This is a genomic window from Nocardia jejuensis NBRC 103114 (assembly GCF_001613145.1).
Taxonomy (GTDB): Bacteria; Actinomycetota; Actinomycetes; order Mycobacteriales; family Mycobacteriaceae; genus Nocardia; species Nocardia jejuensis.
Map to the genome: position 1 here is coordinate 32,024 of NZ_BDBU01000046.1, position 19,797 is coordinate 51,820.

Below are 19,797 nucleotides of genomic sequence, written 5' to 3' on the forward strand. Positions count from 1 at the left end.
CGATGACCGTACTAGAACATGTTCCATTTCGGGAGCGGACGAACCCGGTTGCCGCTGTCACCGCACCGGCCGCGGCGCGGCCGGGGCACGGGTCCCGCCCACCGCCGCCGGAGGTCGCGGATCATCGGCAGCCACAGCAGCGTCAGGATCACCACGGCGAGAAGGTGCCAGGGCAGTCGCCACCACCACGGCGTCACCGTCGGGAGCGATGTCGCGGCGGGGCCGGCGGGGGTGGCGAACGACCAGGCGAGGAAGGCATCGCCGATCGGGAGCACACCGAGGGCGTAGCGTTTGGAGCCACCGAAAGTGACCGGGGCACCGAATGTTTCACCGAGCGCGGTCAGCGATCCGCCGAGTTCGCGATCCCCGTTCGCACGCGCCGCTCCGAGAGCGACGGCCGTGGCGGACAGACTGATACCGGAAATCAGCGGGCCCGAATCGACGTCGCCCGTGCCGTGCGTGCCGCGCGGATACTCCCGGACCCCGGTCAGGCCGAACGGGGCGTCGACGAACGCCCGCCGGAACGCCGCGTATTGCTCACCCGCCCATCGGGAATCGATCTCGGGCAGGAAACGCTGGATCACCGCCTGCGACGATCCGCGCGCACCGTCCGTCGCGGGCAGCACCTGGTGCGGCAGCAGGCCGGTCGACGGATCCAGCTGTGCCCGAGCCGCGCTGAGCCACTGCTCGATCACCGCGCCGAATCGCGGGCCCACGACCCGGTCGTGCATTCGCAGCGCCGCCACGGCCACCACATTGTCGACCGGCCACGCCTGGCGCGGATACGCCTGCAGGAAAGGACCGTTCGCGGTGAACGCCGCCGCCAGCGCCTCACAATCCGCCGTGAATCGCGCCGTCTCGGGTGCACCGGCCCCGGCCAGCTCGACCACCGCACCGCGCAGCCGGCTGGACCATCCGACGTAGAACACTCCGTACGCGGGCGTGAGTCGCGCATCGAAAACCGCTCTGCCCGACGCTGATTCCGTCCGCGTCAGTGCCCACCGCGATTCCCGCAACGCTTCCTCCCGACGCCCCGGATCGGCGCGCGCGAGGTCCGTCCACGCCAATCCGTACAGGACATAGGAGAAGAAGTAGCCCTCCGGGAACTGCTCCTGCATCCGCTCCGCGGCGCCCGAATCCAATTCCCCACGCAGAAAACGCAACTGGGCCACGACCTCGGAGGCCGGCTGTTCGTCGTGGTACAGGCGGATCTGCGGAATCAGGATCAGCACCGTGAGCACGGCCGCGACGGTGACATACGTCGCGCGCAACGCGGTCCGAAGAGAGATCACCTTCCCGACTGTAGGCGGGGCGCCCCCGTGCTCCCGCACCCTGCACATCGCTCGCGGTTCCGCAAGGCCCCCGAGGCCGGTGTCCGAGGGTTCGAATGCGGCCTCCGGGATGAGTTTCGCGGGTCGTCGGCTGACGAGACTGGTCAGCGTTGTCCACGAGAGGGAGTCATCGGATGAACGTGCCGAAACGACGGCGCAGATCGCTCGTCGTGCTGATGGTCATCGGCATCGCGCTCAGCGCCGGAACCGGTGGAGCGATAGTGACGCGGGCCATCGACGATCGCCGCGGCGACAACGCGCGCGCGAGCGGCCCGCAGGACCGCGATGTGCCCCTCCTCTGCCAGGACAGTCGACCTGCGACGGTGGATCCGGGCAGTTACGGAATGCAGAACGACGGCTCGTTCCTGCACCCGTCGCTCACCTACGTGAACGAGGAAGAGCAGCATCCCTTCCCGCGCGGAGGCGAAGAGCTGTTCCCGGAAACCGGCGGATACGACCCGAACACCTACAAGAGCGACAACGTGAGCGTGGAGGCGCACTATCCCGGCGCCCGGTTCACCCCGGACCCGTTCCATTCCTGGCAGAACATCGTGGATTTCGACGGCCGGCGCTACATGTTCCAGTACGACCGCAGCGAAGCCCGGGTCTACGACATCACCGACGTGAAGAACGTGCAGGTGGTCGAATCACTGAGCCGCGAGGACGTCGCCGGTGCGGAGGGCAACGACGAGTCCGTGGCCGGTCAGGATTGGGCCGCCCACGACTTCTGGGGAGCCTCCACCATCCAGTGGAGCGAGAAGTACAACGGCTACATCATGGTGCAGAGCTTCGAGATGCGCCGTCAGGTGCCGTTCTGGATGGGCGACACACCGGCCGAGAGCAAGTACGCCGCCACAGAGGGCGTGGCCGCCGCGCGCGCCGACACCCAGCTCAAGGGCTTCAAGGTCTACAAGTTGAACGGTCCCAGGAAGCGCGATTGGCAGCTGCTGGCGACGGTGAGCACCGATGAGACGCAACGCGATCCGCTCGCGCCGGACCTCACCCGAGCACAGCAGGGGTCGGGCTCGCTGGATGTGCCGCAGTGGAGCGGCGGCCGCTACATGTTCCTCTCGACCGCGCCCAGCGACGACTGGTCGATGCAGGAGTATCCGACATACCTGTACGCCAACGGTTTTCAGGTCTGGGACATGGCCGATCCCGCCGCCCCGGCGCTGCTGGACACCTGGCATCACGAGGGCACGGTGCGCGGCGAGGACGAGGCGTACCGGTCCAATCCGCGCTGCGGTAATCGGACCTCGTGGATGGGGTCGCGCAATCCGCTCTATCTCCCCACCCCGATCGAGGAGGGCGGCAGGTACGGCTTCGCCGCCATGGGCGGCTTCGGTATGTCGATCATCGACCTGTCCGATCCGTCGCACCTGCGCGAGGTCTCTCACCTGGATATCCCGATGTCCGTCTCGGGCACCGAGGCCGACAATGTCGACGTCTCCCAGTTCGAGTCGACCGGCATGGTCTATCTGAGCGGCTACCCGCTCGCCGAGGACTGCTTCGAGCCGTACAAGGACATCTTCCAGATCGATGCCACCGATCCCGCGCATCCGAGAATCGTGGGCAGACTCCCCCGCCCGACCCCTCCCGCGGGCGTCGCGGTGACGGACTACTGCCAGCGTGGCGGCAGTTTCGGCCCGAAGCGCAGCGGCTATTACACCTCGCCCGGCGATCCGGAGAAAGGCCTGCTGATCTACGACTTCTACAACGCGGGAGCACAGTTCTTCGACGTCTCGGATCCGAAGAATCCGAAGGTCGCCGGCTATTTCGCGCCTCCGACCTTCGGACCCGAGACCGCGGACTGGGCGCGCAGCAATCCGACCCACGGCGTGTACGTCGAGCACGACCGCAAGATCGCCTGGTTGATGACCAATGACGGCATCTACGCGCTGTCGTCGCCCTCGCTGCTGGGCACGCCGAACCTCGGCGCTCCCACCGTGCCGTTCCGCACCAGCGCCCGATGAGCGACGGCCCGGCCGCCGCGCGCCGGGCCGAACGTTCACACTGGAGGGATGGATCCTGTCGCCGCTCTGCGCCAGATCGCGTTCTACAAGGACCGCGCCCGCGAGGATTCGCGCCGGGTGATGGCCTATCGCACGGCCGCCGATATCGTCGAGCGGCTCGACGAGGCCCAGCGCGAGCACCTCGGCCGGACCAGGGGGTGGCAGTCGCTGCCGGGTATCGGGCCCAAGACCGCCACGGTGATCGAACAGGCCTGGGCGGGGAACGAGCCCGATACGCTCACCGCGTTGCGCGCCGCCGCGCAGGACCTGGGCGGCGGCGCGGTACGGGCGGCGTTGAAGGGCGATCTGCACCTGCATTCGAATTGGTCGGACGGCTCGGCCCCGATCGCGGAAATGATGGCTGCCGCACAGCAATTGGGGCACGAGTACTGCGCGCTCACCGACCACTCACCGCGGTTGACCGTCGCCAACGGGCTGTCCGCGCAGCGGTTGCGCGAGCAGCTCGACGTCATCGACGACCTCCGTGCGCGATTCGCGCCGATGCGCATTCTCACCGGTATCGAGGTCGACATTCTGGACGACGGCTCGCTCGATCAGGAGCCCGAACTGCTCGAACGCCTCGACATCGTGGTGGCCAGCGTGCACTCCAAGCTCAAGATGGACTCCACCGCGATGACCCGGCGGATGGTGCGCGCGGTATCGGGCGGTCAGGCGAACATCCTCGGGCACTGCACCGGCCGGCTCGTCGAAGGCAATCGGGGCCTGCGCGCGGAGTCGGCGTTCGATGCCGAGGCCGTGTTCACCGCCTGTCGTGACCACGGCGTCGCGGTCGAGATCAATTCCCGCCCGGAGCGTCGTGATCCACCCACCCGGCTCCTGAAGTCCGCGCTCGAGATCGGCTGCGTGTTCTCCATCGACACCGACGCGCACGCCCCCGGCCAACTCGACTTCCTCGGCTACGGCGCACAGCGCGCCCTGGACAACGACGTACCCGTCGACCGCATCGTCAACACCTGGTCCGTGGACAAACTGCTCGCGTGGGCTGCGGCCTAGCGGCACCCTCCACGATCACCCAGCACTGTTCGATCCTCAACCGCCGCACCGAGGCCACCTGCCGATGGACCGACGGCCACTGACGCGATCGACGACCACCTCGCCACCTCGCCGATGACCGCCGCGCTCGAAACCACTGTGCTGCCGCACTCGAAACCACTGTGCCGCTGCACGGATCGACGTTCGACGATGCGAGGCTTGTGCCATGACGACATTTCTGCCGGATCTGGTCGAACAGCTGCTCGCGGGTCCGCATCCGCTCCCGATAGCGGCGGCGGGCGACCCGGTGCTGCGCGTACCCGCCGCCCGTTACGACGGCCAGCTGACCTCGGAACAGTTGAGTCGCTTGATATCCGCCATGCGCGACACCATGTACGCCGCACCCGGCGTCGGCCTGGCCGCACCGCAGATCGGCATTCCCCTGCGGCTCGCCGTGGTCGAGGATCGCGCCGACGTGCCGCCGGAGGTGCGGGCCGCACGCGAGCGGTTCCCGCTCCCCTTCCGCGTACTGATCAACCCCGAGTACCACGCCGTGGGCGAGGCGCGCTCGGCGTTCTTCGAAGGGTGCCTCAGCGTCCCCGGCTGGGCGGCCGTGGTAGCCCGGCCCACCACCGTGCGGGTGCGCGGCGCGAACGAGCACGGCGAGTCCTTCGACGAGGAAGTCAGCGGCTGGACCGCGCGAATCCTGCAGCACGAGACCGATCATCTCGACGGCACGCTCTACCTCGACCGCGCGATCACCCGGTCGCTGACCTCCGCCGAGAACTTCACCGAACATTGGAACCAGCCCACTCCCGAGAACGCCGCGCGCGCACTGCGTTTCGACATATCCACCTCCTGACGCGGACTCCGCTCAGCGGAGACGGACCTCGGCGTGCGACCGTCCCCGGCTCACCCCCGTCGACGGTGTCGAGGAAGCGCCGCAACAGTTCGGTGATCGTGGTGGGTTGTTCGAGAGTGCTGGTGTGCCCGCAGTTCTCGATGACGTGCAACTGCGCGCCGTCGATCGAGGTCGAGAGCTGCCGGGAGCGAGCCGGCGGAGTGGCCACGTCGTCCGCGCCGACCAGGATCAGGACGGGCATCGAGATGGACGGGATCTCGCTCTCGACCGCTGTCCGATCGGCCACCCCCAGCACGGCTTTGCGCACCGCGGCCCGGTCGCACCGGCGCAGCCGCTCGGCCCATTCGTCCAGGACGGCCCGGTTCGCGGGGTCGGCCAGGAACGCCGGTCCGAACAGGTGCGGCCGCACCCGGGGCAGGATCGGCGTCGGGCCGAACAGCCGCAGCGCCAGGGCGAGTCGCTTGTACTCGGCGATCTTGTTCGGCTCCTCCGCCCCGGCGCTGGTGTCCAGCAGGGTCAGCGATCGCAGCAGGTGCCCGTGGCGGGCGGCGATGCGCTGCCCGACGAACCCGCCCATGGACAGGCCCACCCAGTGCGCGGGCGCGAGCCCCAGTTCCCGGATCAGGCGGATCGCGTCACCGGTGAGGGTGTCCATGTCGTATCCACCCGCGGCGGGCGGGGTCTCGCCCTGTCCGCGCCAGTCGATCGTGACGCATCGATAGTGCGTGCGCAGGATGTCGATCTGTTCGCGAAACATCCAGCCGCCGAACAACAATCCGTGACCGAACACGATGGCGGGCGCGTCCGGGCGAGCGGCCGGGGCTCCGGTGTCGGTGTAGGCGATCGGCACGCCGTCGATGGTGAGGATCGGCAAGGGTTCTCCTGATGCGGGCTAGAGGGTGATCGAGAGGGCCGCGGGCCCGCGCAGGTTGACCCGCCCGTTCCAGCGCAGCTGGTCCACCTGCGCGTCCGGGAAGCGTTCGACGAAGCGCGGGAACATGATTCGGCCCTGCATGCGGACCAGGGCCGCGCCCAGGCAGTGGTGGATGCCCGCGCCGAAGGAGATGTGCTGCGCGGCGTTCGGCCGGTCCAGGCGCAGGGTGTCGGCATCGGCGCCCCAGAAGCGCCGATCGCGCGCGGCGGCGGCCAGGCACAGGATGACCCAACTGCCGCCGGGGATTTCGGCGTCGCCGACCAGGAAGGGCGCGATGGTGATCCGGCGCATCAGGTGCACGGGGGTGTCGTAGCGCAGCAGTTCCTCCACCGCGTTGGCGGCCAGCGCGGGCTCCTGCCGCAGTCTCCGGGCCTGGCCGGGATTGCGCAGCAGGGCGAGCAATCCGCCGCCGAGGTGGTTCACCGTCGTTTCGTGACCGGCGATGTAGAGCAGCATGACCTGCGCGATCAACTCGTCCTCGCTCAGCACGTCACCGTCCTCCTCGGCGGAGATGAGCGTGGTCAGCACATCGTCCCCGGGATGGGCGCGCTTCCAGCGGATCAGGTCGGCGACCATCCCACGCAGCTCCTCGTCCGCGGCGCGGATCCGGGCCTGCAGCGCGGGGTCGGCCAGCGGCTCGAGCGCGCGCACCAGCGTCGCGGTGAGCTCGCGCAGCCGGGTGTGCTCGAGCACCGGAATGCCCAGCAGGTCGGAGATCACCGCGAACGGCAGCGGAAAAGCGAGATCGGCGACGAGATCCGCGCCGCCGTTCGCCGCGATCCGATCCAGCGCCGCCTCGACGTGCGCCTCGATGCGCGGCCGCAGCGCCTCGATGGCGCGCCGGGTGAACGCCTTGGTGACCAGCCGCCGCAACCGCGTGTGATCGGGTGGATCCTGATCGAGCATGGAGAGTCCACGCATCATGCGGTTCTGTTTGCCGAGCGTGCCGGTATCGCTCTTGAAGACGGGCAGCCGGGTGAGGTGCCGCTCGTCGACCGAGTGCGCCGATCGCTGCAACCGGGAGACGTCGTCGTATCGCGACACCACCCAGAATCCGAGCGGATGCTCGTGCACTGGCGCGTCCGCGAGCATCCGCGCGTAGTGCGGATACGGATCGGCGGCGAATGCGGCGGTGAACGGATCGAAGACGAACGTTCCGGTGTCGATACTCATGACTGCTCCCCCGGGTCAGCGAAAAGATTCAGAACAATTTGACGTTGCGCATGGTCACCAACGCTGTCGCGCACAGGGTTTCGGCGTCCTCGTCGTCGATCGAGAAGACCTCCGCCGCGGCGATGGTGATCAGTGCGCCCGGCTTGATCACCCGCCCGCGCGCCACCACCGTGGGCCCCTTCGCGGGCGCGAGGATCTTGACCGTGTAGTCGATGGTCATGTTCACCCAACCGGGCTGCAGCAGCGTCCCGGCGGCCGAGCCGGCCGCGAAGTCCGCGAGCGAACCCAGGACGCCGCCCTGGAAGAATCCGTCGTGCTGGGTGAGTTCGACACGGTGCGGCTGCACGATCTCCGCCTCCCCCGGCGCCAATCGGCCGAAGCCGAATCCCAGATGGCGCGCGGCGGGCATGCTCAGGACCGCGGCCGTGACGGCCTGCTCGAAGTCGGGGTTCTTGGCTTCCCAGGTGGTCATCGCTGCGCGCTCCTCGGTGACGAATCGGCGGGTTCGAACGATTGCCGGGCCGCTGCCCAGAGTTCGAACCCGTTCTCCAGGTACCGCTTTCGGGCAGCGGATCGCATGATCTTGCCGCTGCTGGTCTTGCGCAACTGATCGGCCACGACCAGCACCAGCGCGCCGATCGCCAGCCCGTGCTCGCGCAGCACCGCCGCACGGATCGCCCCGGCGATGTCGGCGTCGTTCACCGGCGCGTGCTCCCGCTTGATCTCCTGCACGACGACCAGCTTCTCGCCGTCGGTTCCCGGCACCGCGAACGCGGCCACGCCACCGGCCCGCAGCGCGGGATGCGCTGTCTGCGTGGTGTGTTCGATATCGTGCGGGTAGTGATTGCGGCCGCGGATGATCACCAGATCCTTGAGCCGCCCGACAACGTACAGCTCCCCGTCCAGGATCATCCCGAGATCGCCGGTGCGCAGATACGTCCGGCCGGGGTGATCGGCGAGGCGCGCGTGGAACACCTCGGCCGTCGCCTCCGGATTCGCCCAATAGCCCTGTGCGACATGCTCACCCGAGACCCAGATCTCACCCGCCTGATCCGGGGCGCAGGGCTGTCCGGTCTCCGGATCCACGATTCGCACGTCCTCGCCGGGCAGGATCTCTCCCGAGCCGACCAGCGTGCGCGCCTCGGTTCCGGTCGCGGCGGCGTAGCGCCGATCCCCCAGCGCCCGCGCCTGCGCCTCGACGCTGCGCGGACCTCGCCCCTTCGCGCTGCCCGAGACCAGCAGCGTCGCCTCGGCCAGACCGTAGCAGGGGTACAGCGCCGCCTCCCGGAATCCGTACGGCGCGAACACATCCGCGAATCGGCGCAGGGTCTGCGACCGGATCGGTTCCGCACCGTCGAACGCGACCTGCCAACTGCTCAGGTCCAGGTCGGGCGGCGGCGCGGCGGCGGTGGCCCGGGCGATGCACGATTCGAACGCGAAGTTCGGCCCGCCGCTGGTGTGCGCCCGGTAGCGGGAGATCGCCGTGAGCCACAGCAGTGGCCGGCGCACGAAGGTGACCGGTGACATCAGCACGCTGGTCGCGCCGACGTAGAGCGGTTGCAGCACATTGCCGATCAGCCCTTGATCGTGGAAGAAGGGCGCCCAGCCCACCACGGTCGAGTCGCGGTCGTGGCCGAAGCCGAGCCGGATCATCTCCTGATTGGCGACAAGATTCCGGTGCGAGACCATCACGCCCTTGGGCGCGGAGGTCGAGCCCGAGGTGTACTGCAGGAACGCCACCGAATCCGCCGCTGCCCGCTCGATCGTGACATCGCTCGTGGCCGCGGGCACCGCGTCGACGCCGATCCACTGCACCTGCCCGCAGACCGGCTCGAGAACCGTTCGCAGCGGCTCGATCACCGGGTTCAGGGTCAGCACCACCGCCGGGCGGCAGTCGCGCACGATGGACCGGGTCGCCTCCTGAACCTGCCCGCGCCGGGGCGGATTCACCGGCACCGCGATCACGCGCGCGTAGAGGCAGCCGAAGTAGGCCACGATGAAGTCCAGGCTCTGCGGGAACACCAGCAGTGCGCGATCCCCCGGCGCACAGCGCCTCGAGAGCTCCTGCGCGACCGCGAGCGCGCGGGCGTGTAGTTCGCCGTAGGTGAGCGTGTCGGTCTCCGCACCGTCCTCACCGAGGAAGATGTACGCGGTCCGATCCGAATCCTCGCCGGCGCGGCGCGCCAGGATCTCGGGCAGCAGAGCCGGGTGCGACATGTCGGTCCTCACCTCGATGCGACGGCCGTCCGGTGCGGATGTCGTCGTCTCGGTCACGGAGCCTCCCGGACGACGACCGGAAGGCTTGTCAACCCGCGCACGATGAAACTGTGGTCCTGCCACTGCAATTCGGTGGCGCGCGGTTCGAGATGCCCGAGGTGCTCGAAGGCGATCTCGGCCTGCAGTTCGGCGAGCAGCCCGCCCAGGCATCCGTGCATGCCGTGGCCGAAGGCGAGGTGCGCGCCGGTGTCCCGGGTGAGATCGAATTCGTCGGGCCGGTCGAAGACCTCGGGATCGCGATTGGCCGCACCCAGGCAGATCAGCACCTGATCCCCGTCCCGGATCACCGCGCCGCCGATGGCCACGTCCCGCGTGGCCACGCGCTTGGTCAGTTGCAGCGGGCAGTCGTAGCGCAGCGTCTCCCCGACGACGGCCTTGGCCAGGCCCGGGTCGCGGCGCAGCAGCGCGGCCTGCTCGGGATGGCGCAGCAGCGCCAGCACTCCGTTGCCGACAAGCGATTTCGTGGTCTCGTTGCCGGCGACGAAGCACATGATGCAGACGAAGATCAGTTCCTCGTCGGTCAGGGTGTCACCGCCCGCGGTCCGCGCGGCCAGCAGTCGGCTGATCAGGTCGGTCCCGGGATGGGCTCGGCGTTCGGCCAGCAGAGCCTCGAGCGCGTCCGTGAATTCCTCGACGACTTCCACGACGCGCACGAAGTCCGCGGCCTTCATCATTCCGGGTTCCAGCAGGAACCGGATGTCGTGGGTCCACGGGCCGACGCGCTCGCGCAGTTGCTCGGGCAACGCCATCCACTCGCACAGCACGCTGATCGGCAGCGGCGCGGCGAAGTCGGCGATCACGTCCATGCCGCCCGCACTCCGGGCCCGCGCCATCAGGTCCGCCGCGACCCGGGAGACCAGGGGGCGCAGCTCGGCGACCGCGCGCGCGGTGAACACCCGGTTCACCAGTCCGCGCAGTCGTGCGTGGTCCGGATTGTCGGTGAACACCAACGACTTACGGCCCAGGCGCTCGATGCGGGCCACATCGCGGTGTCCCAGCCGCGCGGCCTGCTCGCTGACCAGCTGGGGAATCAGTCCGGCGCTGAAGCTGCGATCCTGCAGGACCGCGCGCGCGTCGGCATGCCGGGTGAGCACCCACATGCCCAGCGTCCGATGCACCGGCGCGGTCTCGCGCAGCTGCCGGTACAGCGGATAGGGATCCCGCCGGAAGTCCGCGCTGAACGGGTTGAACCGGATCCGCGCCGGGGTGGACGTCACAGAGCTTCCGGAGGCGACAGCGGTCCCGGCGCCGAGAGCGTTCTCGCTCACCGTCATCCGGCTCACCCGCGCCGCTCGCCGAAGTATCCGTCGGGGTACGCGCGCAGGACCAGCCGGTACAGGCTGAGCTTGCCCATCCGGAATCCGAGCGCCGACAGCTTGAGGTAGCGCAGGTACCGTGCGACGGCTTCCTCGCCCACCAGGTCGGTGGCCTCGGCGCGATGGGTGCGCAGCCGGCGGGCCCACTCCTCGCAGGTCCAGGCGTAGTCGAGGCGGCCGCTGATGATCGACCGCACCTCGAAGATGCCCTCCGCGGCGGCGGTGATCTCCGCGAGCGTCGGCAGATCCGCGTCGGGGAAGATGTCCTGCTGCATGAACGAACTCGCCTGTTCGCGAGACATGTTCGCGTACGCGATGGTCTGCAGCGACAGCACGCCGCCCTCGCGCAGCCAGTCCCGGCAGCGGGTGAAGAACTCGCGGTACACGCGGATCTTCTCCGCCGGAGAGTCCTCGGGGCGGGCGAAGTGTTCGAACGCGCCGATGGAGATGATCCCGTCGAAGCGCTCCCGCGGCTCGTAGTGCAGCCAGTTCTGGATGCGCACCTCGACACCCGGCAGCTCTTGTGCGAGAACGAATTCCGCCTGCTCGTCGCTGAGCGTGAGGCCCACCGCCCGGGACACACCGTGTTGCTGCGAGAGCCGCCGCAGGATCGCGCCCCAGCCGCAGCCGATGTCGAGCACCGCGTCCGCGTCGGCCGCCCCGATCGCGTCGAGGTGATGGCGAAGCTTGTTCTCCTGCGCGATTTCCAGTGTGTCGGAGTCGTTCTCGCGCAGTGCGCACGAGTAGCTCAGTGACGGATCGAGCCACAGCCGGTAGAACTCGTTGCCGATGTCGTAGTGATGCCGGATCGCCGCCGCGGCGGTGGCGGCCCGATCGCCGGCGTGCGCGGTGCCCATGATCAGGCCACGCTCCGCCGGCTCTGCTCGTGCAGATAGGTGGCGACCGCGTCGATGTTCGGGTTCTCGAACAGATCCTCCGGCGACAGCTCGATGCCGTACCGGTCCTCCACGTCGATCAGCAGCGCGACGGCCAGCGCCGAATCGACGCCGAGCCGGTCGAAGTCCGCCGACGGATCCACCGCGTTCGCAGGCATCTCGAGCAGGTTCCCGAGATACTCCTGGCACCACAGCACGATCGCTTCTCTACTGGTGTCCATATCGAATGTCCTTACGCTGCGCGGGGAGTGGAGTCGGAGGTAGCCGAAATGCGTTTCGCGGCCATGCGCGCCTCGCTGGGCACTTTCAAGTCCCAGGCGAGTCCGAATACCGCGAAGGTCTTGATGAGCCAGAATCCGGGATCCAGGCGATACCAGTTCAGTCCGAAGGACGGCGACTCGGGAAAGGCGTGGTGATTGTTGTGCCACGATTCGCCCAGCGATACCAGGGCGAATACGCCGCCGTTATGGCTGTTCTCGCGGGATTCGTACGGTCGGGTGCCGAACATGTGCAGGAACGAATTGATCGCCCACACGATGTGTTCGAGCACGAACATGCGCACGAATCCGCCCCACAGCAGTCCGCTGATCGCACCGGTCCAGCTCAGCGAGATCAGCCCGCCGAGTGCGGCCGGCAGTGCCAGGCCCAGCGCCACCCAGTAGTAGTACAGCCGGGCGATGCGCACCAGGGCGCGGTTCTTGATCAGATCGGGCGCGTAGTGCACCACGTTCGGGTATTCGTGCCTGCGCATCCACAGGAAGTGCGAGTGCGCCAGACCGCGCAGCGCGCCCCGCAGTCCATCGCCGGACAGGTTGGGCGAGTGCGGATCTCCCTCGCGATCGCTGTACTCGTGATGCCGCCGGTGCAACGCGACCCAGGACACCACCGGGCCCTGCCCGGCCATCGAGCCGAGGATCGCGAGCAGTCCCTCCACCCACGGCGCCGCCTTGAAGGTGCGGTGAGTGAAGAGCCGGTGATATCCGACGGTCACACCGAGTCCGGTGAGCAGCCACATCGCGAAAAGCAGCCCGAATTCCAGGAACCCGAAGGGCCGCACCACCAGAAAGGCGAAGGCGGCTGCCGTGCCGATGATCGGCATGATGTCGAAAAGCAGGAAATGGCGCCGCTGCAATCGATGAATGTACGGGCTGCTGATCGTCTTGCGCCGCGGACCGGCTTCTCCGGATTCGTTCTCCGGCTCCGCAATTCGAGACGCGGGCGGTATCGTTTCTTCGGTCATCTCACAGTGCCACACATTCATGAGTACGAGATCCGAGCTCAGGTCCCGTGACACTAACAGCGGCCGAAACCGCCTTCGATCCGCTCGCGCCGCCCTCGATCGCGGGATCGGAAATGCTTATCCTCGGGGCCGCACGCTCCGTTCGGGCCGGCGAGGGTCGCTCGTTTCGAGGCTGGGCCGCACGCTCGGGTCGACGCGGAAAAGCGGGTTGGGCCACCAGATTCGGGGCCCGATCACCGCGAACAGCGCGGGAATGACGATCGTGCGCACCACGAAGGTGTCCAGCAGAATGCCGGTGCCGACCACGATGCCCAACTGGGTCAGGGTGATCAGCGGCAGCACACCCAGCACACAGAACACTGCCGCCAGCACGATGCCCGCGCTGGTGATCACCGCGCCGGTCGAGGCGACAGCGCGCACCATCCCCTCGGTGGTGCCGTGCTCGGGGGTCTCCTCCTTCGCTCGGCTGACCAGGAAGATCGTGTAGTCCACCCCGAGCGCCACCAGGAACAGGAATGCGAAGAGCGGCACATTGGTATCGAGTGCGGGGAAGCCGAACACGTGGCTGCCGAGCAGACTTCCGAGTCCGAGCGCGGCCAGCGCGCTCAATGCGCTCACCCCGACGAGGATGATGGTGGCGGGCACCGCGCGCAGCAGGATCAGCAGCACCGCGGTCACCATCGCGAGAATCAGTGGGATCAGCAGGATCTGATCGCGCCGTGCCGCGTCGCGGGTGTCCAGGGCCTGGGCATCGGACCCGCCGACCCGGGCGTGCGCCTCCGGTGCGGTGGCGAGTCGCTCACGCAGCGACGCCACGATCGCGAACGCCCGCTCGGACTCGGGCGAGGCGTCCAGCACGACCGACCATCGGGTCAGTCCGGTGTCGGAACTGCCCGAGCGAGTCGCCCGGGTCACGCCCTCGGTGCCGTCCAGGATCTGCTGCACCCGGGCATCGTTGCCCGCGGCGGCCAGCACCACCGCCGGATCGGAGGATCCGGAGGAGAAGTGCGCGCCGAGGGTCTTCAGCCCGTCCACCGATTCGGCGCGGACGCGGAACTGCTCCGATTGCGAGAGCCCGATATGGGTGCCGAACAGCGCACTGGCACACAGGATCAGCAGCGTCAGGGTGGCCACGCTGACCACCGCTGGACGCCGCACCACCCGCCGCGCGATGCCATACCAGAGTCCGGTCGGCGTCGCGCCGCGATCTCCGTTGCGGGGAATGAAGGGCCAGAACACCTTTCGCCCGCACAGCGCCAGCGCGGGTGGCAGCGCCAGCAGGACGAACACCACGGCCACCACGAGTCCGGCGGCCGCGAACGCACCGAGGCTGCGGGTATTGGGCAGCAGTGCCAGCAGCAGGGTCGAGAGCGCCAGTACCACGGTCACATTGCTGGCCAGGATGGCGGGCCCGGCCCGTCGCACGGCGATTCGCAGAGCTGCCCTGGCGTCGTCGGTGTGGTGCAACTCGTCCCGGTAGCGCGAAATGAGCAGCAGCGCATAGTTGGTGCCCGCGCCGAACACCAGCACGCTGGTGATCCCGGAGGTCGATCCGTCGAAAGCCAGTCCGGTCCACTGCGACAGCCCGGTGCCCACCGAGGCCGCGACCCGGTCGGCGATGCCGACCACCGACAGCGGCAGCAGCCACAGCACCGGCGAGCGGTAGGTGGCGATCAGCAGCACCATCACCACCACCGCGGTGACCACGAGCAACAGCACGTTCGCCCCGGAGAAGGAATTCGCGACGTCCGCGCCGAAGGCCGGACCGCCGGTCAGCTGCAACCGCAGGTCGGCGGGTGCGCCCGCGGAGGCCGCGGTGCGCAACTGCTTCACCCGATCGGTGAGATCGAAGCCGCTCAGGTCCGAGGACAGCGTGACCTGACCCAACCCGGCGCGACGATCCGGGGAGATCACCAGAGCTTGCCCGGGCGATCCGCCCATCCGCGTCAGCGCCTCGCGGCCCGCGTCCAGGTCCGAGGCGGTCAGCTCGCCGTCGTCGGTCCGGGTGACCACCAGGACCGCGGAACTGGTTGTGCCGTCCGGGAATTGCTTCAGGGCGTCCTTGACCGCCGCGGACTCGGCACTGGAGGGAAGCGAGTCGGGCGATTTGCTGCCCGAATCGTTCTCGCCGATGCCCACCATGGCGAGGGCGGCGAGCGCCACCATCGCGAGCAGGAAGGCCCAGGACTTGCGTCCGGTGACCAGTGCCGCGTATCGATCCCACACATTCACGCCGCAACCCTATTCAGATACATGATCGATTCGCAGTATGGCCGGTCCGATGCTCAGATCGTGCACAGCGGCGCGATGGCGTCGAGTCCACCGGTGGCCGGCGTCGTCAGGTACACGCACGAGTTCTCACCGGCGGCGGCGATGGCCTCGCGCACATCCTGCCACTGCGCGGCGTCGAGCGAGGGTGTGCGCGAGAGCACGAAACCCGAGAGCCGGTCGGGATCGGTGACCAGGGCCCACGAGTAGTCCGGCCCCAGGGCGGTCACGATGTAGTTGGTCGCGCCGTAGCGGGACTCCTGGGTCGGGACTCCCGGAAAGCTGACGTGCAGCTGTGCGTTGGTGCTGGGGTCGTTGACCGTCGCGGTGCCGCGAATCTCGTTGAGCGCACCGGTCCAGGTGAGGCAGGTGTTGTGCACGGCGATATCGCCCTGTGCGTCCTTCGAGTACTCCGCGCGAGTGTCGCGGGCACAGATCAGATTGAAGTACTGCGGGATGGCGGCGAGTTGCTGCCAGGTTCCGGCGTAGCGCTCCAGATCCAGGGCGGGAATGGGAGCCGGGGGTGCGGCCGCCGCGATCGGCGCGCCGAGTGTCGTCGAGGCCAGAACCGCGGTGGCGGCAGCGGCCACCGTCACGGCGGCCCGTATCCGAATGCTCATCGTCGTTCCTCCTGAGTCGATCCACGAACGTCTGCTACCTCGCCTTCGATATGCGACCGCGTGCGGACTGGTCAGTCCCACCACTTGTTCGCGCGCCGACGAGCAACCTTCGCGGCGACTACCCGCCGACGATGAGCTCACACATCCCGATCAGGCCGGATCGCGGCGCAGATAGCCACCGCGCGGATCACCCTGCACCCGGCCGTCACGGCAGATGTGGTGCCCCCGCAGGAACACGTCGGTGACGCGCGCCCCGATCTCGAAGCCCTCGAACGGGGTGTACTCCTGCGCGGACTCGGAGTCCGCGGCGTGCACGGTCCACCTGGCATCGGGATCGATCAGCACCAGGTCGGCGTCGTACCCCGGTGCGATCGTTCCCTTTCTCGCGAGCCCGTAGCGCCGCGCCGGATTCCACGCGGTCAGCTCCGCGATGCGCGAGAGCGCCAGACCCCGTTTCATCCCCTCGCCGACCAAGCCGGGCAGCAGGTACTCCGCACCGCCGAAGCCCGATTTCGCGCTGAACACGTCGTCGCGATCGGCCCCGAATTTCTGTTCGTCCCGGCAGCAGGCGTGGTCGCTGACCACCCAGTCGATCTCGCCGGCCAGCAGATGCCGCCACAGTGCCTCCACGTCCGCGCGCTCGCGCAGCGGCGGATTCACCTTGCCGCCGTTGCCGTGCGCGGTGTCGACATCGGCGAGCAGATGCCCGATGGTCGCCTCGCGCCGGAAATCCACGCGCGGGAAGGCCGTGGCCATGGTGAGAGCCGCCTCGACCGCCTTCGCGGAGGACAGGTGCAGCAGGTTGATATTGGCCAGACCGGTCTCGTGCGCCAGGTACGAGGCCATGGTGATGGCCAGGCCCTCCGAGTGCGCGGGCCGCGAGGCACTGTAGGCGCGCAGTCCGGTGAGGGTGCCGTCGCGTTCCACCAGGGCGGTGTAGGCGGCCATGATCTCGGCGGTCTCGCAGTGCAGCGACAGTGAGATCCGTTCACCGAGAGTTTCCCGGGCCCGCTGTACCGCGCGCATGACGAATTCGAAATGCGCGAGATCGTAGCGATCCTCCGGCCCGATCATGAGGAAATCGGCCTGATCCTGCGAGCGGCCGTGCAGTCCGTGGCCGCCGTAGAACATGAAGATCTTGAACGAGGTGATCCCGAAATCCCGGACCAGGGAAGGTATCTCGGCGATGTGCTCGGCTGTCATCGGCGCCAGGTGCAGCGCGTGATCGACGAACGATCGCCCGGCCATCGCGTCCAGCGCCACGGGTACGAAATCGCGGTACGCACCACCGCGATCGAGGTAGTAGCGCCCGGTGCGCAGATAGCTCAGCGAGGTGGTCACCCCACCCTGCGCGCACGCCCGGCTCTCGGTGCCGGTGTCCGCGGCCAGATCTCGATAGATCCCCCAGTGCTGATGCGCGTCGATCACCCCGGGAAAGGCGAGCAGGCCCTGCGCGTCGACGACCCGATCCACGCCGTGCGTGCTCAGGTCGGCACCCACCTCGGTTACCAGGCCCCCGGCGACGGCGACATCGACCGGCTCGGGATGGTCGGTGCCCGGATCGCCCGGGCGCACCACGCGGGCGTTGCGGATCAGCAGTTCGGTCGCGGTCACGGCCCACGCTCCAGTTTCCTTGTGCGAAACAGCTTTACCAATTCAGCGATCTTCGCAGTAGGATGCGCTGACAGTCAACGTCACAACGCAACGCTTGTGTTTCGTACAGGGAAACCCTGCGGGTGAGTGCGGTAAGGAGCGTGCAATGGACGGCCCACTCTCCGGCATCCGGGTACTGGATGCGGCGACACTGTTCGCGGGCCCGCTGGCCGGGACCATGCTGGCCGATTTCGGCGCGGACGTGGTCAAGATCGAGCATCCGCGGGGTGATCCGGTGCGCGGCCACGGCGCGCAGCGCGACGGTGTCGGGCTGTGGTGGAAGCTGCTGGGTCGCGGAAAACAGTCGGTCACCCTGTATCTGGGCGCACCGGAGGGCCAGCGGATCTTCCGGCGGCTGGTGGCCGACGCCGATGTGGTGATCGAGAACTTCCGGCCCGGCACCCTGGAGCGCTGGGGCCTGGGCTACGAGGAACTGCGCGCGATCAATCCCCGGCTGGTATTGGCGCGGGTCACCGGATTCGGTCAGATCGGCCCGTACGCGCGACGTCCCGGATTCGGTACCCTCGCCGAGGCCATGAGCGGATTCGCGGCCCTCACCGGTGAGCCGGACGGGCCGCCCACACTGCCGCCGTTCGGCCTGGCCGACGGAATCGCGGCGCTGGCAACGGCTTTCGCCATCATGACCGCCCTGCGCGCCCGCGACCGCGACGGCCACGGTCAGCAGATCGACATGGCCATCATCGAACCGATCCTCACCCTGCTCGGCCCGCAACTCATCGCGTACGACCAGCTCGGGGAACTGCAACCGCGCACCGGGAACCGCTCCACCAACAATGCGCCGCGCAATATCTATCGCACCGCCGACGACCGCTGGGTGGCGGTGTCCACCAGCGCCCAGTCCATCGCCGAACGGGTCCTGCGGCTGGTCGGCCGCCCCGATCTGACCCGGGAGCCGTGGTTCGGTTCCGGAACCGAAAGGGCAAGGCACGCCGACGAACTCGACGCGGCCGTGGGCGGGTGGATCGCCGAGCGCAAGGCCGAGGAGGTGATTCGCGCCTTCGACGCCGCCGAGGCCGCCATCGCGCCGGTCTACACCGCCGCCGAGGTGCTCGCCGACCCGCACTACCGGGCGCTGGGCACCATCGCCGAACTCCACGACGAGGAACTCGGACCGGTCCGCATGCAGAACGTGATGTTCCGTCTCTCGGAGACACCCGGCCGCATTCGCTGGACCGGCCCACCGCTGGGAGCGCACACCGCCGAGGTGCTGGGCGCGTACGGCATCGACGCCGACGCTCTGACCCAGCTGCGCGCCGCGGGGGTGATCCGATGACGGCCCGAGATCCCCTGGTGGAATTGGTTCGTGGCGGAGTGCGCCTCGTCGAGCTCGGCCGCCCGTTCCGTACCGGAATGCCGTGCTCGCCCAATCATCCGGGCTTCCGGATGACCCTGGCGCGTCGGCACGGCGATCTGGTGCGCCCCGACGGCGGGTCGGCCGCGAACGAGATCATCGTGACCGGCGGCCATGTCGGAACCCATATCGACGCCCTGAGCCATGTCAGTCAGGACGGCAAACTGCACGGCGGCGTAGACGCGATGGACGCCCAGCGCGGTGGCGCGTTCTCGGCCCATGGCGCGGAACATCTTCCGGGACTGCTGCGGCGCGGAGTCCTGCTGGACATCGCACGCCTGCACGACACCGACACGCTCCCCGGGGGATACGAGATCGGCGCCGACGATCTCGAGCGCGCGGCGACGCAGGCCGGGGTGAGGCCGGAGACCGGGGATGTGGTCCTGGTGCGCACCGGCTGGGCCCGGCTGTTCGACGACGGCCCCGCATACCTGGGCGCCGAGTCGGGAGTGCCGGGAATCGGCGTGGCGGGCGCGAGATGGCTTGCCGCGCAGGACATCACCGCGACCGGCGCGGACACCACCGCATACGAGCGCCTGGCTCCCGGCGCCGGCCACTCGGTCCTGCCGGTGCACCGGGTGCTGCTGGTCGAGTCGGGCATCTACATCATGGAGCACCTGGACCTGGAGGACCTCGCCGCGGCGGGCATCAGCGAATTCGTCTTCCTGCTCGCTCCCCTGCGCATCGTCGGTGGCACCGGCTCGCCCGTGCGCCCGCTCGCGGCGGTGACCCGATGACCGCCGCCACCATCGTGCACCGGCTGGCCGAATTCGCGGCCGGGGCACGCGATCGTGGTGTCGGTGCGCCGCTGCGCGAGGACGCGGCCCGCCGCCTGCTCGACGTGCTGGGC

The 19,797-nt window shown here is 68.7% G+C and carries 17 protein-coding genes; 5 read left to right on the forward strand and 12 right to left on the reverse strand.

The window, feature by feature from the left end; all coding sequences use genetic code 11:
* Nucleotides 1-11: 11 nt before the first annotated feature.
* Nucleotides 12-1,292 carry a hypothetical protein gene (locus NJ1_RS30895; protein ID WP_174557142.1) on the reverse strand — a complete coding sequence of 427 codons (1,281 nt, stop codon included), beginning with the start codon at nt 1,290-1,292 and terminating at the stop codon, nt 12-14.
* A 173-nt stretch (nt 1,293-1,465) separates the two neighbouring features.
* Between NJ1_RS30895 and NJ1_RS30900 the strand changes: the two genes are divergently transcribed.
* The 3 genes from NJ1_RS30900 to def all read left to right on the forward strand — a co-directional run bounded on the left by NJ1_RS30900 (nt 1,466) and on the right by def (nt 5,198).
* Nucleotides 1,466-3,304 carry an LVIVD repeat-containing protein gene (locus NJ1_RS30900; protein ID WP_084479039.1) on the forward strand — a complete coding sequence of 613 codons (1,839 nt, stop codon included), beginning with the start codon at nt 1,466-1,468 and terminating at the stop codon, nt 3,302-3,304.
* 48 nt (nt 3,305-3,352) lie between these two features.
* Nucleotides 3,353-4,357, forward strand: a complete 1,005-nt coding sequence (locus tag NJ1_RS30905) for a PHP domain-containing protein (protein WP_067701360.1) — start codon at nt 3,353-3,355, stop codon at nt 4,355-4,357.
* 205 nt (nt 4,358-4,562) lie between these two features.
* Nucleotides 4,563-5,198: a peptide deformylase gene (gene def, locus NJ1_RS30910; protein ID WP_067701363.1), complete on the forward strand. Its 636-nt coding sequence runs from the start codon at nt 4,563-4,565 to the stop codon at nt 5,196-5,198.
* On the opposite strand, the gene NJ1_RS30915 is transcribed toward def, so the two are convergent.
* From NJ1_RS30915 to NJ1_RS30965, 11 genes are all read right to left on the reverse strand, one after another.
* Nucleotides 5,125-6,072 (reverse strand): alpha/beta fold hydrolase, encoded by a 948-nt coding sequence (locus tag NJ1_RS30915; protein WP_084479040.1) that lies wholly within the window; start codon nt 6,070-6,072, stop codon nt 5,125-5,127. The two genes, def and NJ1_RS30915, sit on opposite strands and share 74 nt — an antisense overlap.
* 18 nt (nt 6,073-6,090) lie before the next feature.
* Nucleotides 6,091-7,305, reverse strand: coding sequence for a cytochrome P450 (locus NJ1_RS30920; RefSeq protein WP_067701366.1), 1,215 nt, complete (start codon nt 7,303-7,305; stop codon nt 6,091-6,093).
* A 28-nt stretch (nt 7,306-7,333) separates the two neighbouring features.
* On the reverse strand, nt 7,334-7,777 hold the full coding sequence (locus NJ1_RS30925) for a PaaI family thioesterase (RefSeq protein WP_067701369.1): 444 nt from the start codon (nt 7,775-7,777) through the stop codon (nt 7,334-7,336).
* Nucleotides 7,774-9,579: a fatty acyl-AMP ligase gene (locus NJ1_RS30930; protein WP_245717662.1), complete on the reverse strand. Its 1,806-nt coding sequence runs from the start codon at nt 9,577-9,579 to the stop codon at nt 7,774-7,776. Before NJ1_RS30930 ends, NJ1_RS30925 begins: the two co-directional genes overlap by 4 nt.
* Nucleotides 9,576-10,856, reverse strand: coding sequence for a cytochrome P450 (locus NJ1_RS30935; RefSeq protein ID WP_084479041.1), 1,281 nt, complete (start codon nt 10,854-10,856; stop codon nt 9,576-9,578). The genes NJ1_RS30930 and NJ1_RS30935 overlap by 4 nt, the downstream gene beginning before the upstream one ends.
* Before the next feature lie 5 nt (nt 10,857-10,861).
* A complete protein-coding gene (locus NJ1_RS30940) occupies nt 10,862-11,755 on the reverse strand; it encodes an SAM-dependent methyltransferase (RefSeq protein WP_067701372.1) in 894 nt (297 codons plus the stop codon).
* A gap of 2 nt (nt 11,756-11,757) precedes the next feature.
* A complete protein-coding gene (locus NJ1_RS30945) occupies nt 11,758-12,015 on the reverse strand; it encodes an acyl carrier protein (RefSeq protein ID WP_067701375.1) in 258 nt (85 codons plus the stop codon).
* An 11-nt stretch (nt 12,016-12,026) separates the two neighbouring features.
* Nucleotides 12,027-12,926: an acyl-CoA desaturase gene (locus NJ1_RS30950; protein ID WP_245717663.1), complete on the reverse strand. Its 900-nt coding sequence runs from the start codon at nt 12,924-12,926 to the stop codon at nt 12,027-12,029.
* Nucleotides 12,927-13,151: 225 nt separating this feature from the next.
* Nucleotides 13,152-15,200 (reverse strand): MMPL family transporter, encoded by a 2,049-nt coding sequence (locus NJ1_RS30955; protein ID WP_084479045.1) that lies wholly within the window; start codon nt 15,198-15,200, stop codon nt 13,152-13,154.
* 119 nt (nt 15,201-15,319) lie between these two features.
* Complete coding sequence (locus tag NJ1_RS30960; RefSeq protein WP_067701381.1) at nt 15,320-15,922, reverse strand: lipocalin family protein; 603 nt, start codon at nt 15,920-15,922, stop codon at nt 15,320-15,322.
* A gap of 150 nt (nt 15,923-16,072) precedes the next feature.
* Entirely contained in the window at nt 16,073-17,536 is a 1,464-nt protein-coding gene (locus NJ1_RS30965) for a dihydroorotase (protein ID WP_067701384.1), read from the reverse strand.
* 145 nt (nt 17,537-17,681) lie between these two features.
* On the opposite strand from NJ1_RS30965, the gene NJ1_RS30970 reads away from it, so the two are divergent.
* Nucleotides 17,682-18,869, forward strand: coding sequence for a CaiB/BaiF CoA transferase family protein (locus NJ1_RS30970; protein ID WP_067701386.1), 1,188 nt, complete (start codon nt 17,682-17,684; stop codon nt 18,867-18,869).
* Nucleotides 18,866-19,684 (forward strand): cyclase family protein, encoded by an 819-nt coding sequence (locus NJ1_RS30975; RefSeq protein WP_067701389.1) that lies wholly within the window; start codon nt 18,866-18,868, stop codon nt 19,682-19,684. Before NJ1_RS30970 ends, NJ1_RS30975 begins: the two co-directional genes overlap by 4 nt.
* The last annotated feature ends 113 nt before the right edge of the window (nt 19,685-19,797 follow it).

What these genes read in the sequence shown, in the direction of transcription:
- NJ1_RS30940 (WP_067701372.1), bottom strand. Translation starts at nt 11,755, where the DNA reads ATGGGCACCGCGCACGCCGGCGATCGGGCCGCCACCGCCGCGGCGGCG.
- NJ1_RS30900 (WP_084479039.1), top strand. Translation starts at nt 1,466, where the DNA reads ATGAACGTGCCGAAACGACGGCGCAGATCGCTCGTCGTGCTGATGGTC.
- NJ1_RS30905 (WP_067701360.1), top strand. Translation starts at nt 3,353, where the DNA reads ATGGATCCTGTCGCCGCTCTGCGCCAGATCGCGTTCTACAAGGACCGC.
- NJ1_RS30945 (WP_067701375.1), bottom strand. Translation starts at nt 12,015, where the DNA reads ATGGACACCAGTAGAGAAGCGATCGTGCTGTGGTGCCAGGAGTATCTC.
- NJ1_RS30935 (WP_084479041.1), bottom strand. Translation starts at nt 10,856, where the DNA reads ATGACGGTGAGCGAGAACGCTCTCGGCGCCGGGACCGCTGTCGCCTCC.
- NJ1_RS30960 (WP_067701381.1), bottom strand. Translation starts at nt 15,922, where the DNA reads ATGAGCATTCGGATACGGGCCGCCGTGACGGTGGCCGCTGCCGCCACC.
- NJ1_RS30975 (WP_067701389.1), top strand. Translation starts at nt 18,866, where the DNA reads ATGACGGCCCGAGATCCCCTGGTGGAATTGGTTCGTGGCGGAGTGCGC.
- NJ1_RS30925 (WP_067701369.1), bottom strand. Translation starts at nt 7,777, where the DNA reads ATGACCACCTGGGAAGCCAAGAACCCCGACTTCGAGCAGGCCGTCACG.
- NJ1_RS30920 (WP_067701366.1), bottom strand. Translation starts at nt 7,305, where the DNA reads ATGAGTATCGACACCGGAACGTTCGTCTTCGATCCGTTCACCGCCGCA.
- def (WP_067701363.1), top strand. Translation starts at nt 4,563, where the DNA reads ATGACGACATTTCTGCCGGATCTGGTCGAACAGCTGCTCGCGGGTCCG.
- NJ1_RS30955 (WP_084479045.1), bottom strand. Translation starts at nt 15,200, where the DNA reads ATGGTGGCGCTCGCCGCCCTCGCCATGGTGGGCATCGGCGAGAACGAT.
- NJ1_RS30970 (WP_067701386.1), top strand. Translation starts at nt 17,682, where the DNA reads ATGGACGGCCCACTCTCCGGCATCCGGGTACTGGATGCGGCGACACTG.